Annotated in this window: 14 protein-coding genes; 3 read left to right on the top strand and 11 right to left on the bottom strand. The window is 70.0% G+C overall.

All coding sequences use genetic code 11. The features are described 5' to 3' along the window. Nucleotides 1–167: 167 nt before the first annotated feature. On the bottom strand, nucleotides 168–887 hold the full coding sequence (gene cpaB / locus RBJ65_RS03875) for a Flp pilus assembly protein CpaB (protein WP_306317800.1): 720 nt from the start codon (nucleotides 885–887) through the stop codon (nucleotides 168–170). Nucleotides 888–921: 34 nt separating this feature from the next. Beyond that, complete coding sequence (locus RBJ65_RS03870) at nucleotides 922–1,863, bottom strand: hypothetical protein (protein WP_306317799.1); 942 nt, start codon at nucleotides 1,861–1,863, stop codon at nucleotides 922–924. Between the two features lie 290 nt (nucleotides 1,864–2,153). Between RBJ65_RS03870 and RBJ65_RS03865 the strand changes: the two genes are divergently transcribed. Next, nucleotides 2,154–3,164 carry a chitinase gene (locus RBJ65_RS03865; RefSeq protein WP_306317798.1) on the top strand — a complete coding sequence of 337 codons (1,011 nt, stop codon included), beginning with the start codon at nucleotides 2,154–2,156 and terminating at the stop codon, nucleotides 3,162–3,164. Nucleotides 3,165–3,269: 105 nt separating this feature from the next. On the opposite strand, the gene RBJ65_RS03860 is transcribed toward RBJ65_RS03865, so the two are convergent. The 9 genes from RBJ65_RS03860 to RBJ65_RS03820 all read right to left on the bottom strand — a co-directional run bounded on the left by RBJ65_RS03860 (nucleotide 3,270) and on the right by RBJ65_RS03820 (nucleotide 10,630). Further along, nucleotides 3,270–4,601 (bottom strand): Nramp family divalent metal transporter, encoded by a 1,332-nt coding sequence (locus tag RBJ65_RS03860; RefSeq protein ID WP_306317797.1) that lies wholly within the window; start codon nucleotides 4,599–4,601, stop codon nucleotides 3,270–3,272. A 338-nt stretch (nucleotides 4,602–4,939) separates the two neighbouring features. Then, entirely contained in the window at nucleotides 4,940–5,428 is a 489-nt protein-coding gene (locus RBJ65_RS03855; RefSeq protein WP_306317796.1) for a hypothetical protein, read from the bottom strand. Nucleotides 5,429–5,458: 30 nt separating this feature from the next. Beyond that, entirely contained in the window at nucleotides 5,459–5,947 is a 489-nt protein-coding gene (locus tag RBJ65_RS03850; RefSeq protein ID WP_306317795.1) for a hypothetical protein, read from the bottom strand. Further along, on the bottom strand, nucleotides 5,944–6,240 hold the full coding sequence (locus RBJ65_RS03845; RefSeq protein ID WP_306317794.1) for a putative T7SS-secreted protein: 297 nt from the start codon (nucleotides 6,238–6,240) through the stop codon (nucleotides 5,944–5,946). The genes RBJ65_RS03850 and RBJ65_RS03845 overlap by 4 nt, the downstream gene beginning before the upstream one ends. Continuing rightward, nucleotides 6,240–6,566, bottom strand: a complete 327-nt coding sequence (locus tag RBJ65_RS03840) for a hypothetical protein (protein WP_306317793.1) — start codon at nucleotides 6,564–6,566, stop codon at nucleotides 6,240–6,242. The genes RBJ65_RS03845 and RBJ65_RS03840 overlap by 1 nt, the downstream gene beginning before the upstream one ends. 181 nt (nucleotides 6,567–6,747) lie before the next feature. Further along, nucleotides 6,748–8,229 (bottom strand): GntP family permease, encoded by a 1,482-nt coding sequence (locus RBJ65_RS03835; protein WP_306317792.1) that lies wholly within the window; start codon nucleotides 8,227–8,229, stop codon nucleotides 6,748–6,750. A 125-nt stretch (nucleotides 8,230–8,354) separates the two neighbouring features. Beyond that, nucleotides 8,355–8,765 carry a RidA family protein gene (locus RBJ65_RS03830; RefSeq protein WP_306317791.1) on the bottom strand — a complete coding sequence of 137 codons (411 nt, stop codon included), beginning with the start codon at nucleotides 8,763–8,765 and terminating at the stop codon, nucleotides 8,355–8,357. A gap of 30 nt (nucleotides 8,766–8,795) precedes the next feature. After that, complete coding sequence (locus tag RBJ65_RS03825) at nucleotides 8,796–9,545, bottom strand: IclR family transcriptional regulator (RefSeq protein ID WP_306317790.1); 750 nt, start codon at nucleotides 9,543–9,545, stop codon at nucleotides 8,796–8,798. Beyond that, nucleotides 9,542–10,630, bottom strand: coding sequence for a sugar kinase (locus RBJ65_RS03820; protein WP_306317789.1), 1,089 nt, complete (start codon nucleotides 10,628–10,630; stop codon nucleotides 9,542–9,544). The genes RBJ65_RS03825 and RBJ65_RS03820 overlap by 4 nt, the downstream gene beginning before the upstream one ends. 182 nt (nucleotides 10,631–10,812) lie before the next feature. On the opposite strand from RBJ65_RS03820, the gene RBJ65_RS03815 reads away from it, so the two are divergent. Together RBJ65_RS03815 and RBJ65_RS03810 are read left to right on the top strand one after the other, a co-directional pair. Next, nucleotides 10,813–12,081, top strand: a complete 1,269-nt coding sequence (locus RBJ65_RS03815) for an alanine racemase (RefSeq protein WP_306318014.1) — start codon at nucleotides 10,813–10,815, stop codon at nucleotides 12,079–12,081. Between the two features lie 248 nt (nucleotides 12,082–12,329). Then, on the top strand, nucleotides 12,330–13,931 hold the full coding sequence (locus RBJ65_RS03810; RefSeq protein WP_306317788.1) for an amidohydrolase family protein: 1,602 nt from the start codon (nucleotides 12,330–12,332) through the stop codon (nucleotides 13,929–13,931). Nucleotides 13,932–13,940 lie beyond the last annotated feature (9 nt).

Here is a 13,940-nt window from a genome sequence, read left to right as displayed (position 1 = left end):
CCGCCCCGGACCCCGCTCCTCAATCGCCGGAGGGGCTGGAAAACACGGCCTGGTCCGCAACGCCGATGCGGGCAAATCAAGCCCCGCCGGCGTTTGAGGCGCGGGGTCCGGGGCGGAGCCCCGAGGCGTTGACCCCGGTACCCGGTCCCCAGCGGTAAGCGTCATCGTCACTTGTCGCCCTCCAACGTGTACGACCGGTCGTCCGGAGCGAGGGAGGCGTCGCTGTGGGGGGCGACCAGGGCCAGGCGGACGTGCGTGGCGAAGGACTCGGCGTAGGCGACCCGTTGGGCGTCCTCGGCGGAGAGCGCGAAGGTGATGGGGACCGCCTCGCCCTGCCTGCGGGCGGCGGGGTCGTTGTCGGCTGCGCCCTGCTGGTCGATGGGGGTCAGCTTGCCCACGTCCATGACCTCGGCGTTCTCGACGATGACCTTGGACTGGTCGCGCTCCTTGTCGTTCTCGGCCTTGAACGTGGCGTAGATGTTGACCTGCGCGCCGGGGTTGATCTTTCCGGCGACGCCGGTCTCCGCGTCGATCATGATGGCGATCTCCTGCTGGCCCGGCTCAAGGCGGGGGCGGTCGACGATCATGTCGGACTGGAGGAGGGAGCCCTTCTTGAGCTGCGTGACGGCGATCTTGCCGCGGATGTCGCGGAGGTCGGTGACGGCCGTGTCCGAGAGCCAGCGCTCCGGAATGCGGATCTTCTCGAACTGGTCGGCCGTGAGCTGCTTGTAGGGGGACACGTCCTGCTTGAGCTGGTACGCGTCGGTCTCGGGCGCCACCTTCGAGTCCACGTCACGGATCACCGCGAGCACTCCGGCGAACGCGCCGATGGCGCACAGGGCCGAGACGACCAGGAGTATGACGCCGCGGCGCTGACGTGAATTCATCGGCGGGACAACCTCGTTGTAGGAGTCATAGGGGTCAGTGGTGGGTGGCTCGGGGGAGGGCGGTGCGGGCGGAGGCCGCGGCCGGGGTGAGGGCCGAGGGGCCGGTGGCCGTCGGGGCCTGCGGTGGGGCCTCGTCGAGCAGCGGCGCGGAGCAGAAACCGCAGCGGTCGCCGATGAGTTCGAGGCCGCACCAGTGGCACTGCTCGCGCCGTACGGAGGAGACCAGTTGGTAGAGGACGGAGATGTCGGGGATGGCCGCCGCGAACTCGACGATGCGGCCGGGGCTGCCGCGCTTGCCCGTCGACCACCAGCGCGGCGACTCGGCGGGAAGCCGCGTCTGCGACACCCCTTGCACCCGCCAGGCGGGGGCCAGGACGCCGGTGAGCCAGTCCGGGGAGTGCTGGCCGACGGCGTAGACCATGCGCGTTCCGAAGGCGGGGCCCGTCGGGGTCTCCGAGCCGGTGAGGCGCTGGAGTTGGGGCTGGGGGGAGGCGACGACCGCGAACTGGGCGTTCGGGGACCAGGAGCGGGCGTGCGAGCGCAGGGAGACCGGGACGCGGTCCAGTTTCGTCACCGAGCCGACGACCGCGCCCGCGTACACGTAGTGCGCGAGCAGGCGGGCCGATGAGGCGAGGACTCCCGGGCTGAAGTCGCAGATCGACAACTGGCGCAGTTGCAGGGCCAGTACGGCCAGGCCGAGGGGTGGGAGCGCCGGGCGGAGGATCGCGATTCGGTCGGTTTCCAGCATCGAACGGATCGAGTGCAGGCGGTGGACGGTCGCGTCCGGCGCCGAATCGGGGCAGAGCACGATCGCGTATCCGTGCTGTTCGATCAGGGTGTGTACGTCGGTGAGGGCGCGGTCGAGCGGGTACTTCTGCTGCGGTTCGCCCACGGGCAGCACGGTGGCGGTCGGCGTGTGCCGGTCCGGTGAGGCGAGAACCAGGTCGGGGTCGGTCACGGCTATGGCGGTCGGCACGCGTGAACCCCCCGGTCGTCGCTCTGCGTTCCTCCAGCGGCACCTTGCGGTGATGTCGCGGTTCTGCTTGAGCACCATATCCACGCCACCGCCCGGCAACACCCCACTTCGCACTGTTCACGTGGGCTTCGGGTGCCGGTCGGCCCCGGGTTGGCGAAGAAGCGTCGGCGCCGGCCCTTGACAACCGCATTGGTCTGGACCAGCTTGTACGGCCAGCAGCTGCTTCCCCAACTCCTCCCCCGTCTCCCCCACTTCGGTGCCGGGAGCCCTCCCCCCACTTGGAGGCAGAAATGGCGCATTCCTATCGCAGACACTCCCGGCTCGGCGTGCTGTTGAGCGCGTTCACGGCGGCGGCGGTCGCCGCCTGCGGCCTAGCCGCGAGCGGTTCGGCGCGGGCGGCCGACAACTCCCCCACCGCCGTGCCCGCACATGCCGTCACCGGCTACTGGCAGAACTTCGACAACGGCGCCACGGTGCAGAAACTGGCCGATGTCCCGGACGCGTACGACATCGTCGCCGTCGCCTTCGCGGACGCGACCGCGACGCCCGGCGCCGTCGACTTCACGCTCGACTCGGCCGGCCTCGGCGGCTACACGGAGGACGCCTTCAAGGCCGACATCAAGGCCAAGCAGGCGGCCGGCAAGTCCGTGGTCGTCTCGATCGGTGGCGAGAAGGGCACCATCCAGGTCAACGACGCGTCCTCCGCGACCCACTTCGCCGACTCCGTCTACGCGCTCATGCAGGAGTACGGCTTCGACGGCGTCGACATCGACCTGGAGAACGGGCTCAACTCCACATACATGTCACAGGCGTTGAAGTCGCTTGACGGGAAGGCCGGTGGCGATCTCGTACTCACCATGGCGCCGCAGACCATCGACATGCAGTCGACGTCGGCGGAGTACTTCAAGACGGCGCTGGCGGTGAAGGACATTCTCACCGTCGTCAACATGCAGTACTACAACAGCGGTTCGATGCTGGGCTGCGACGGCAAGGTCTACAGCCAGGGGTCCGTGGACTTCCTGACCGCCCTCGCCTGCATCCAGCTGGAGGGCGGGCTCGACCCCTCGCAGGTCGGCATCGGCACGCCCGCCTCGTCGAGCGCGGCGGGCAGCGGATACGTGGCCCCGTCGGTCGTGAACGACGCGCTCGACTGTCTCACCAAGGGCACCAACTGCGGGTCCTTCAAGCCGTCGAAGACCTATCCGGGGCTGCGCGGCGCGATGACCTGGTCCACCAACTGGGATGCCGCGGCCGGGAATTCCTGGTCGTCGGCGGTGGGCCCGCACGTCGACGCCATGTAACACCCCTGCCCCCCTGAGACGGGCAGCGCCGCCGCTCCCCCGGCGGCGCTGCCCACGCCCACGTCCCCCGTACGGTCAGAAGAACTCCGAAGAACTCAGAAGAGCTCAGAAGAAATCCGCCCAGGGCACGTCCCACACCTGCTTCACGCACAGGACGACGAACAGCAGGCCCGCCACCGACAGCATGCCGTTGCTGAGCCACCCGTTGCGCCAACGGGCGGGCGTACGCGAGGAGTTGAGCAGCCACACCAGGGTGAGCGCCAGGAACGGCATGAAGGCCGCGCCAAGCACCCCGTAGATGATGACGAGGCGGAACGGCTGGCCCTGGAAGATCAGGACGATCGGCGGGAACGTCATCCACAGCAGGAACGCGCGGAACGGCCAGCCCTTCTCGCGGTCGCCGCTCGCCACCTCCTCGCCTGTGACGACGCGGGAGAGCCGGTAGCGCTCGACGAAGTCCGCGAACATCAGGCTCACGCCGTGCCAGACGCCGATCAGTGACGTGAAGGACGTCGCGAAGAAGCCGATCAGGAACATCTTCGCCGTCGCCGTGCCGTACTGGGCCTCCAGGATCCTGGAGAGGTCGACCAGGCCCTTGTCGCCCTCCGCGATCGCCGTGTGCGAGGCGTGCAGCAGTTCGGCGCCGACGAACAGCATCGCCACGACGAAGATGCCGGTGGTGATGTACGCGACCCGGTTGTCGAGCCGCATCACCTTCATCCACGACGTGTTGGTCCAGCCCTTCGCGTTGACCCAATAGCCGTACGCGGCAAGGGTGATGGTGCCGCCGACGCCGCCGATCAGACCGAGCGTGTTGAGGATCGAGTCCTTCTCGTCGGGCAGGACCGGGAGCAGTCCCGCGAAGGCGTCGCCGAGGTTCGGGGTGACGCGGATCGCCAGATAGACCGTCACGACGAACATGACGCCGACGAGCACCGTCATGACCTTCTCGAAGACGCTGTACTTGTTCAGCCATACGAAGATCAGGCCGACGACGCCGCTCAGGATCGCCCACGGCTTGATCGACCAGTCCGCCGGGAACACGTCGGGGAACAGCGCCTGGAGCGGCAGTCCGCTCGACGACATCGCCGCCGCGCCGTACACGAAGCCCCAGATCACCGCGTAGATCACGAAGAAGTACGTGGTCCACTTGCCGAGGCTGGCCCAGCCGTCGAAGAGGGTGCGCCCGGTGGCCAGGTGCCAGCGGCCGGCCGCCTCCGCGAGGCTGATCTTGACGACGCAGCCGATGACCGCGGCCCAGAGCAGGGTGTAGCCGAAGTTGCTGCCCGCGATGAGCGTGGCGACGAGGTCACCTGCCCCGACGCCGGTCGCGGCGACGACGATGCCGGGGCCGATGTATTTCCAACTGGACTTGCGGGGTTCGGAGTCGGGGGTTGTGGTGGTGCCGGTTCCTGGAGTGCCCGTGGTGTCCGCCATGGACAACAAGGGTGCGGATCAACACGGCCATGGCAAGGGGGCCGTCAGCACCAACTGACCACCGACCATCCGGCTACCGGGAGTCATTTGGGGCCCGCCAGTAGTGCTGGACGAGGTCCCAGACGACGGGGTGACCGTTCGGGCAGCTGTTTCCGATGGCAGGCCGCTGTGGTCGTTCGTACGATCACCGCGCCTTTCGTCTCTGGCAGGCGCACCCGAGCCGGAAGAAGGCACGGCGGTCGGCATCGGCGCAGCGGGAGCTGTCGCGCAAACAGAAAGGCTCCGCGAACCGTGAGAAGGCCCGCCTGGAACTCCGTCCTCCCGGGAGGAGTTGCAGGTCAATCCTCGAAGTACGTGTCCAGTGCCTTGTCCATCAGGTCCGTCCACTCCTTGAGGCGGGCCTTGTCGGGGGCCTCTACGTCGTTCGGGAACCAGCGGCTGTTGGGCAGGTGGACCGTCACCGTGAGGCGCTTGCGGGCGGTGCCGAACTCGACGGCGCTGATCTCGGCCCAGGTGAAGTCGGCCTCCTGGTCGTCGAGCGTGAAACGGACGCCGGTCGCGTCGACGGTGATGGAACCGCGCCGGTCCTTGGCCTCAAGGACGGGGCCGTCGGCTTCGGCGACCGGCTCCTTCGCGGTCCGCGGCTCCGCTTCGGACCGTGTCGTCACCTCCTTTGGCGACTCATCCGGCGCCTCCTCGGCATCCGTGGCCTCGGCGTCCTTCGCTTCCGGCTCCACCGCGGGGGCCGTCAGGCCGGGGATGTGCGCCGGATCGAAGCCGGCACCGGTGACGGGCGTGACCTTCTCGTTCTCCATACGCTGCTCCACGGGCGGAAGTATGGCGTACGCCGCTGTGCGCTATTCGGGGGTGGTCCAGAAAGTCACAGTCGGCCCGTACGCGCCGTCCTCCTCGTCGCTCACCTCGACGGTGATCCCGCGATCCGGATAGCGCATGGCCAGGACCCCCTGCCAGCACTCCCCCAGGGCCTGGGCCAGTTGCGGCAGTTCCTCCCCGAGCTGGTCCTCGTCGGTCAGCGGAGTGTTGTTGAAGGTGTCCCACAGCCTGACCCCGTTGACGACGCGCTCGATGCGCGCGCCGTCGTCTCCCAGCTTGGCGAACCAGTCGTCGACCGTGTCCTGAAAGAACCGGTCCTTCAGGAACACGCACCCGCGGTACTCGACCGTTTCGGGGCAGAACATCCAGGCCGCGGCGAGCACGAAGCGCAATCCGCCCTCGAAGTCGAGGTAGTTGTCCGGGCCGAGATCCTCGTTCTTCCAGTCCGTGCGCCACTGCTTGAAGAAGGCGGGCAGCTCGCGCTCGGACCACGACGGTTCGATGCTGTTCACGGGCGCCGCCGGCTCGCGCTCAGCGTGTGACCGTAGTCGTAGAAGGCGTGCCCGGCGGTGTGGAAGTCGCGGCCCGCCTCGATCCACTTCTTGGGTTCGCCGTGGAAGCGGTCGCGGAAGGCGTCCCCGGCCGGGCCGCGCCAGCCCTCCTCGGTGTCGACCTTCGCGAGGCCCTCGCCGGCCTCGATGAGCGTGTCGCCGTACGCGAGCATGGACTGCGCGGTCGAGAGCACCCCGTCCGGGTCGCCGGGGACCAGGTCACGGGCGTCGGACGTCTCTCCGAGCTCGGCCATCAGGACGCCCCGGGGTCGGAGCCGGTCGAGGACCCCAGAATGCCCTGCATGGAGATCTGGATGTGCCGCTCGGCGGCTTCGTAGCTCTTAACGCAGTGGTTCAGCCGGTCGGACACCTCCGCGCCGTCGTTGGCGAGGTGCGTGACACCGATGTTCCAGCGCTCGCAGAAGTCGTCGACGGCGGAGGCCAGTTCGTCGTGGCCGAAGGCGTCTCCCGGAGCGTCGATGTCGCTGACCTTCTTGGTGGCCATCGCGTCCAGCGTGGTGGTGATTCCGGATGCCGCGCCGCGTAGCGCGTCGAGGTCGACGGAGAACCCGTCCGCCATGCTCAACTCCCCCTTCCGAGCCCCCTTCTGAGCCGGGACCCGCAAGACCGTAACAACGCGTCGGTCATGGTGGAGAAGCCGGGAAGCAAAGCCCCGACAAAGCCGGGGCCTGCGGAAACGACCGCGCCGGGGCGCCCGCGCACGTCGTGCGGGCGCCCCGGCGGGACGGTGCTGCGGAGCGTCAGACGAAGAGGCTGAGCACCAGGGCCACCACGAATCCGGCGACCGAGAGGACCGACTCCAGGACCGTCCACGTACGCAGGGTGTCGCGTTCGGTGATGCCGAAGTACTTGGAGACCATCCAGAAGCCGCCGTCGTTGACGTGCGAGGCGAAGATGGAGCCCGCGGAGATCGCCATGATGACGAGGGCCGTGTACGGCTGCGAGTAGTCGCCCTGCGCGAGCAGCGGGCCGACGATGCCGGCCGTCGTGACGATCGCGACCGTCGCGGAACCCTGCGCGACGCGCAGCACCAGCGAGATCAGGTAGGCCAGGACCATGATCGGCAGGCCGATGCTGTTGAACGTGTCGGACAGCGCCTGCGCGATGCCGCTCGCCTGGAGGACCGCGCCGAAGACCCCGCCGGCGCCGACGACGAGCAGGATGTTGGCGACCGGCTTCAGGGACGCGGTGGACACCGTCTCCAGGGACTTGCGGGACCAGCCGCGGCGCAGGCCGAGCAGGTAGTACGCGGCGAACAGCGCGATGGTGAGCGCGACGAACGGGTTGCCGAAGAACTCGATGACCGAGCGGCCGGTCGACGGGTCCATGGCGATGGAGGAGAAGGTCGCGGCGAGGATCAGCACCAGCGGAATGGCGATGATCGTGAAGACGATGCCGAGCGGGACCGGGTCCTCGCGGGGCGTGATGCCCTCCTTGCGCTGCTCATCGGCGAGCGCGGCCTTCGCCTCGTCGGCGGCCTCGACCATGTCCTGCGGCACCGGCACGAAGATCTTCTTGCCGATCCAGGCGGCCCAGGCCCACGCGGCGAGCACGGCGGGGATGCCGCAGACGATGCCCATGAGGATGACCCAGCCGAGGTCGACGTGGAGCAGTCCCGCCGCGGCGACCGGACCCGGGTGCGGGGGCAGGAACGCGTGGGTCATCGACAGGCCGGCGAGCAGCGGCATGCAGTAGAGGATGATCGACTTGCCGCCGCGCTTGGCGGCCGCGTAGACGATCGGCGCGAGCACGAAGATGCCGACGTCGAAGAAGACCGGGATGCCGAAGATGAGGCCGGTGAGGCCCATCGCGATGGGGGCGCGCTTCTCGCCGAAGAGGTGGATCAGGCGGGAGGCCAGCACCTCCGCTCCGCCGGAGACCTCAAGCATCGCGCCGAGCATGGTGCCCAGGCCGATGATGATCGCGATATGGCCGAGCGTTCCGCCCATTCCGTCCTCGATGACCGAGGTGGCGGTGGACTTCTGGACGGTGCCGAAGAGTTCGGTGACGGAGAGTCCGGCGGCGAGGCCGACGGCGATGGAGACCGTCAGGAGGGCCACGAAGGGCTGGAGCCTGACCTTGATGATCAGGAAGAGCAGCAGGGCGATGCCGAGGACGGCGACGGTCAGCAGGCCGGCGGTGCCGGGTATCAGGAGGAGCAGACCACCGGTGTGCTCGGGCGCGTCTGCGGCGGCGGACGCGAGGGGGGCGTACGGGGACATCGTTGACCTCGTAAGTACATGTGGGGGTACGGGATGTTTCCTGGCAGGGGGGATCGCGGTGCGGCGTTCCCCTGGCAGGGGCGCCGCACCGTGACGACGTACGAACTACTGGGTGAGAAAGGTGCTCAGCTCAGGACGGCGAGCGCGTCGATCTCGATGAGCAGGCCCTTGGGCAGACCGACGTAGACGGTCGTGCGGGCGGCGGGGGCCTCCTTGAGGCCCTGGCCCTCGAAGTACTCGTTGTAGATGGCGTTCATCTCGGCGAAGTGGTCGACGTCCGTCAGGTAGACGCGCATCATCATGACGTCGTCCCAGCTCGCGCCGCCCTCTTCGAGGATCGCCTTGACGTTGGCGAAGGTCTGGAGGGTCTGCTCCTTGAGGGTCGGGCCCGCGGGGGTCGGGGCCTTGCCCTCCTCGGCCGGCAGGAAGCCGACCTGGCCGGCGACCTGAAGGATGTTGCCCTTCTTGACGCCGTGCGAGAACTTCGCCGGCGGGGTGGTGTGGGTGGCGGGCGTGAGCGCGGTCTTCTCGGTCATGATCTTTAACTGGCTTTCTTTGGAGGGGTGTTACTTGGGAGGGGTACCGGAGTAGTCCCGGCTGATGGCTTCCGCCGTGCGGCGCACCAGCGGGAGCAGGTTGAGGAGTTCCTCGGCGGTGACGACGACGTTCGGCGCGGAGACCGACATGGCGGCGACGACCCGGCCGTCCGCGCCGCGGATGGGGGCGCCGACGCAGTTGATGGACTCCTCGTGGCCACCGAGGTCGGTGGCCCAGCCCTGTTCGCGCACCTTCTCCAACTCCCGCAGGAACGCGGCGGCGTTGGGGGTCGAACGGGACGTGTACATGGGGTAGTCGAGCTTCTCCGCGACGACGCGGCGCTCGGCTTCGGAGAGGTCGGCGAGCAGCAGCTTCGCCACGGCCGCGACCGTGATGGCGACGGGCTTGCCGACGCGCGAGTACATGCGCACCGGGTAGCGGCTCTCGACCTTGTCGATGTAGAGGACCTCGTTCTCCTCGTACACCGCGAGGTGGATGGTGTGCCCGACCTTCTCGTTGAGCTCGGCGAGGTGCGGGTGGGCGATCTCGCGTACGTCGAGGTTCTCCACGGCCTCCTGCGCGAGCGCGAAGAGGCGGGCGCCCAGGCGGTAGCGCTGGTCGGACTGGCGGTGCACCAGGCCGTGCTCGTGGAGGGTGCGCAGCAGGCGAAGCGCCGTGGACTTGTGCACGCCGAGCCGGTCGGCGACCTGGCCCAGGTCGGCGGGTCCCTCGGCGAGCAGCGGCAGGATGCTGAGCGCGCGGTCGACGGTCTGGCTCATGGCGTACGTACCTCCTCCTCGGCGGCCTCGCGGTCGGTTGCCTCGCCGGTGGCGTCCGCCCAACCGGGGCCGACGTGCAGTCTCCCCCACCGGTCGGCGTCGAGGCCGACCAGGCGGTCCGCCCGGGCGCGGCTCGGCGGGGCGGCGAGGTCGCCGGGCTCGGTGAGGGCGACGGCGGCCCAGAGGTGTCCGTGGCGAAGCCGCTCGGCGACGGGCAGCCCGCGCAGGGTGGCGGAGAGGAATCCGGCGGCGAAGGCGTCGCCCGCGCCGACGGCGGCGACGACGTCGACGCGCGGGGCGGGTTCGTCGTGGCGTCCGTCGGCGTCGTAGGCGACGGCGCCGTCCGCGCCCCGCTTCACGACCAGGAGGGACGGTTCGGGCAGCGCCTCGCGGATGGCGTCGGGTCCGCCGGTGATGCCCCAGGCGTCCTCGGCCTCGTCGTCGCCGACGAAGACGATGTCGGCGCGGCGGGCGAGTTCGAGGAGTACGTCGGGGCCCTCGGCGGAGCCGGGCCACAGGCCGGGGCGGTAGTTGACGTCGAAGGAGACGAGCGGGGCGGAGCCCGTGCGCGTACTCACGAGCGTACGGAGGAGGTCGAGGCAGCTGGCGGAGAGCGCGGCGGTGATCCCGGACAGGTGCAGGATCCGGCCGGAGCGCAGCGCGTCCAGGTCCAGGTTGGCCGGGGACATCGCGGAGGCGGCGGAACCGGCCCGGTAGTAGGCGACCTCGTGGGCGGCGCTGGCCCGGTCCCCGGCCGTGCGGAAGTAGATGCCGGTGGGGCGGTGCAGATCACGGCGTACGGCGGAGGTGTCGACGCCGTACGCGCCGATGGCCTCGACGAGGTGGTCGCCGAAGCCGTCGGCGCCGACCCGGCTGATCCACGCGGACCGGTGTCCGGCGGCGGCGAGCACGCACGCCACGTTGGACTCGGCGCCGCCGATCCCGCGGTCGAAGGACGGCACGTCGGCGAGCCGCCCGGGCTCCGAGGGCCGGAACGTGACCATGGACTCGCCGAGCGCGACGACGTCGGGCGTGGTGCCGGCGGCGGGTGCGCTGGTGGGTACTGCGGGTCCGGTGGCGGTCACGGTGGGTCGCACTCCTCGCGGCTGGGGGACTTCGGGCTCCGTTGACCCGACGTTGGCTCGGATGTTAGACAGCATGAAGCGACATACGCAATGACCGTTGCAAATAGCGCAACGGACTGCCTGGAGGAGGCGCCGTGACCGCCGAGAACCCCGAAGCCACCGTCGAGCGCAGGACTCAGCGCCTGAAGGACCTCGCGAACGACCGGGTCGACTTCCGCTTCAAGGGCCTGCCTCCGGAGGCTGACGGCACGACGGTCGGCGAGCTGGCGGCCCGCCGCCTGAACCTCTTCACGGACGGCTTCACCACGCCGATCCTGGCCCTCTCCGCCGAGCGCCTGGAGCACAACCTCGCGCTCATGGAGGCCTATTCGGCCCGCCACGGCCTCGCCTTCGCCCCGCACGGCAAGACGTCGATGGCCCCGCAGCTCTTCCACCGGCAGATCGAGCACGGCGCCTGGGGCATCACCCTCGCCGTGCCCCACCAGGTGCGCGTGGCCCGGGAGTTCGGCATCGAGCGGATCTTCCTGGCGAACGAGCTGGTCGACGCGGCGGCGCTGAAGTGGCTTTCGCGGGAACTGGACGCCGACCCCTCCTTCCGCTTCGTCTGCTACGTCGACTCGGCGCGCGGCGTGGAGTTGATGCAGGCCGCGCTCGCGGCGGCCGGGGCGGGCCGTCCGGTCGACGTGGTGGTGGAGCTGGGCGCGGGTGACGGCGCGCGCACCGGGGCCCGTACCGAGGCGGACTGCGCGGCGATCGCGGACGCGGTGGCCGCCGCGGACAGGCTGCGGCTCGTGGGGGTCGCCGGGTACGAGGGCGAGGTTCCGGACGCCGACGGTGAGCGGGTACGGGCGTGGCTGCGCCGCCTGGTCGCGCTCCTCGCCGACTTCGACAAGGCGGGGCGCTTCGCGGGCGTCGGCCTGGACGAGATCGTGGTCAGCGCGGGTGGCTCCGCGTGGTTCGACGCGGTGGCGGACGTGTTCGCCGAGATCCCCGAACTGACGCTCCCTGTCCTGAAGTTGCTGCGCTCCGGCGCCTACGTCTCGCACGACGACGGCCACTACCGGCACCTCACCCCGTTCAACCGGGTCCCGGAGGAGGGTGCGCTGGAGCCGGCGTTCCGGCTGTGGGCGCAGTTCGTCTCCCGGCCGAACGACGGGCAGGCGTTCACCAACGCGGGCAAGCGGGACGCGGCGTACGACATCGACCTGCCGGAGGCGCAGGTCGTCCGGGACGGGCGCACGGGTGAGGTCCGCGAGGCCGTCGGTGTCACCGTGTCGGGGCTTTCCGATCAGCACGGATGGGTTCGTACGGAGCCCGGGGCGGACGTGGAGGTGGGCGACTGGCTCGGCATGGGCCTGTCGCACCCGTGCACGTCCTTCGACAAGTGGCAGCTGATTCCGCTGGTGGAGTCGGACGGCACGGTCGTGGACTACATCCGCACGTACTTCTAGCCGAAGCCGACCCGGCGCCCCGCCCGGCACCCGTCCACCTACGCCACGGGGCTCCGCCCCGGACCCCGCGCCTCAAACGCCGGCGGGGCTTGATTTACCCACCCGTCGCGGTCGACCGCACCCGCCTTGGGCAATCTGCCGCCTTGGGCGGCAGGGTGGGCAAGGCGGCCCCCGGTGCGGCGCACCGATACGGACGGCTCCGGCCACGGCGCCGAAGAATCGACCTCACCCTCAGAGAGGCACCCCCCATGGACCTGGTCATCCGCGACGCCCGCGTCATCGACGGCACCGGCGACGCCTCCTACCGAGCCGACGTATCCGTACAGGACGGCCGGATCGCCGAGATCCGCCGCGAGGGAGACGGCCCCCGCCCCACCGCGGAGCGCACCGTGGAGGCCGAGGGCCTGGCCCTCTCCCCCGGTTTCATCGACATGCACGCGCACAGCGACCTCGCCGTGCTCCGCGACCCCGACCACTCCGCGAAGGCCGCCCAGGGCGTCACCCTCGAAGTCCTCGGCCAGGACGGCCTGTCCTACGCCCCGGTCGACGACCGCACCCTCGCCCAGGTCCGCCAGGCCATCACCGGCTGGAACGGCGACGGCTCCGACATCGACTTCGACTGGCGCACGGTCGGCGAGTACCTGGACCGGATCGACCGCCAGGGGATCGCCGTCAACGCCGCCTATCTCATCCCCCAAGGCACCGTCCGGATGTACGCCGTCGGCTGGGACGACCGCGACGCCACCCCCGCCGAGCTCGACCACATGAAGCGCCTCGTCGCGGAGGGCATGGAGCAGGGCGCCGTGGGGATGTCCTCCGGGCTGACCTACACCCCGGGCATGTACGCCAAGGACGCCGAACTCACCGAACTGTGCCGGGTGGTGGCGCAGTACGACGGCTACTACTGCCCGCACCACCGCAGCTACGGCGCCGGCGCCCTCGACGCCTACCGCGAGATGGTCGAGCTCACCCGCACCGCCGAATGCTCCCTCCACCTCGCCCACGCCACCATGAACTTCGGCGTGAACAAGGGGAAGGGCAAGGACCTCCTCGCCCTCCTCGACGAGGCCATCGCGGGCGGCGCCGACATCAGCCTCGACACGTACCCGTACACCCCGGGCGCGACGACTCTCGTGGCGATGCTGCCCAGTTGGGCCAATGAGGGCGGCCCCGACGCCACCCTCGCCCGCCTCAAGGACGACGAGACCGCCGAGCGGATCCGCCACCACGTCGAAGAGATCGGCGCGGACGGCTGTCACGGCGTACCGATCGAGTGGGACAGGATCGAGATCTCGGGCGTCTCCGACCCCGGGCTCGCCTCCTGCGTCGGCAAGACGGTCGCGCAGGCCGCAACCGAGCGCGGCGAGGCCCCCTGGGTCACCGCCCGCCGCCTGCTGATCAACGACAACCTCGGCTCGACGATCCTCCAGCACGTCGGTCACGAGGACAACGTCCGCGCGATCATGCAGCACCCCGTGCACACGGGCGGCAGCGACGGCATCCTCCAGGGCTACAAGCCGCACCCGCGCGCGTACGGCACGTTCCCGCACTACCTCGGCCACTACGCCCGCGACCTCGGCGTCATGTCCCTGGAGGAGACGGTCGCGCACCTCACGTCCCGCCCGGCCGCCCGCCTCCGCCTCCCCGACCGCGGCCTGGTCCGCGAGGGCTACCGCGCCGACCTGGTCCTCTTCGACCCGGAGACGGTCGCCGCGGGCTCCACCTTCGAGGCGCCGCGCACGCTGCCCGTCGGCATCCCGCACGTCCTCGTAGACGGAAAGTTCGTGATCGAGGACGGCAGCCGTACGGACGTCCTCGCGGGCAGGTCCGTACGGCGCACCACCAAGTGATCCCGGTGA

The organism is Streptomyces sp. KL109B (genome assembly GCF_030766935.1).
GTDB lineage: Bacteria > Actinomycetota > Actinomycetes > Streptomycetales > Streptomycetaceae > Streptomyces.
Note: the sequence above shows the minus strand (reverse complement) of the source record. Positions and strands in the feature narration are given on the sequence as shown.

What these genes read in the sequence shown, in the direction of transcription:
- cpaB (WP_306317800.1), bottom strand. Translation starts at nt 887, where the DNA reads ATGAATTCACGTCAGCGCCGCGGCGTCATACTCCTGGTCGTCTCGGCC.
- RBJ65_RS03865 (WP_306317798.1), top strand. Translation starts at nt 2,154, where the DNA reads ATGGCGCATTCCTATCGCAGACACTCCCGGCTCGGCGTGCTGTTGAGC.
- RBJ65_RS03860 (WP_306317797.1), bottom strand. Translation starts at nt 4,601, where the DNA reads ATGGCGGACACCACGGGCACTCCAGGAACCGGCACCACCACAACCCCC.
- RBJ65_RS03845 (WP_306317794.1), bottom strand. Translation starts at nt 6,240, where the DNA reads ATGGCCGAGCTCGGAGAGACGTCCGACGCCCGTGACCTGGTCCCCGGC.
- RBJ65_RS03840 (WP_306317793.1), bottom strand. Translation starts at nt 6,566, where the DNA reads ATGGCGGACGGGTTCTCCGTCGACCTCGACGCGCTACGCGGCGCGGCA.
- RBJ65_RS03835 (WP_306317792.1), bottom strand. Translation starts at nt 8,229, where the DNA reads ATGTCCCCGTACGCCCCCCTCGCGTCCGCCGCCGCAGACGCGCCCGAG.
- RBJ65_RS03830 (WP_306317791.1), bottom strand. Translation starts at nt 8,765, where the DNA reads ATGACCGAGAAGACCGCGCTCACGCCCGCCACCCACACCACCCCGCCG.
- RBJ65_RS03825 (WP_306317790.1), bottom strand. Translation starts at nt 9,545, where the DNA reads ATGAGCCAGACCGTCGACCGCGCGCTCAGCATCCTGCCGCTGCTCGCC.
- RBJ65_RS03810 (WP_306317788.1), top strand. Translation starts at nt 12,330, where the DNA reads ATGGACCTGGTCATCCGCGACGCCCGCGTCATCGACGGCACCGGCGAC.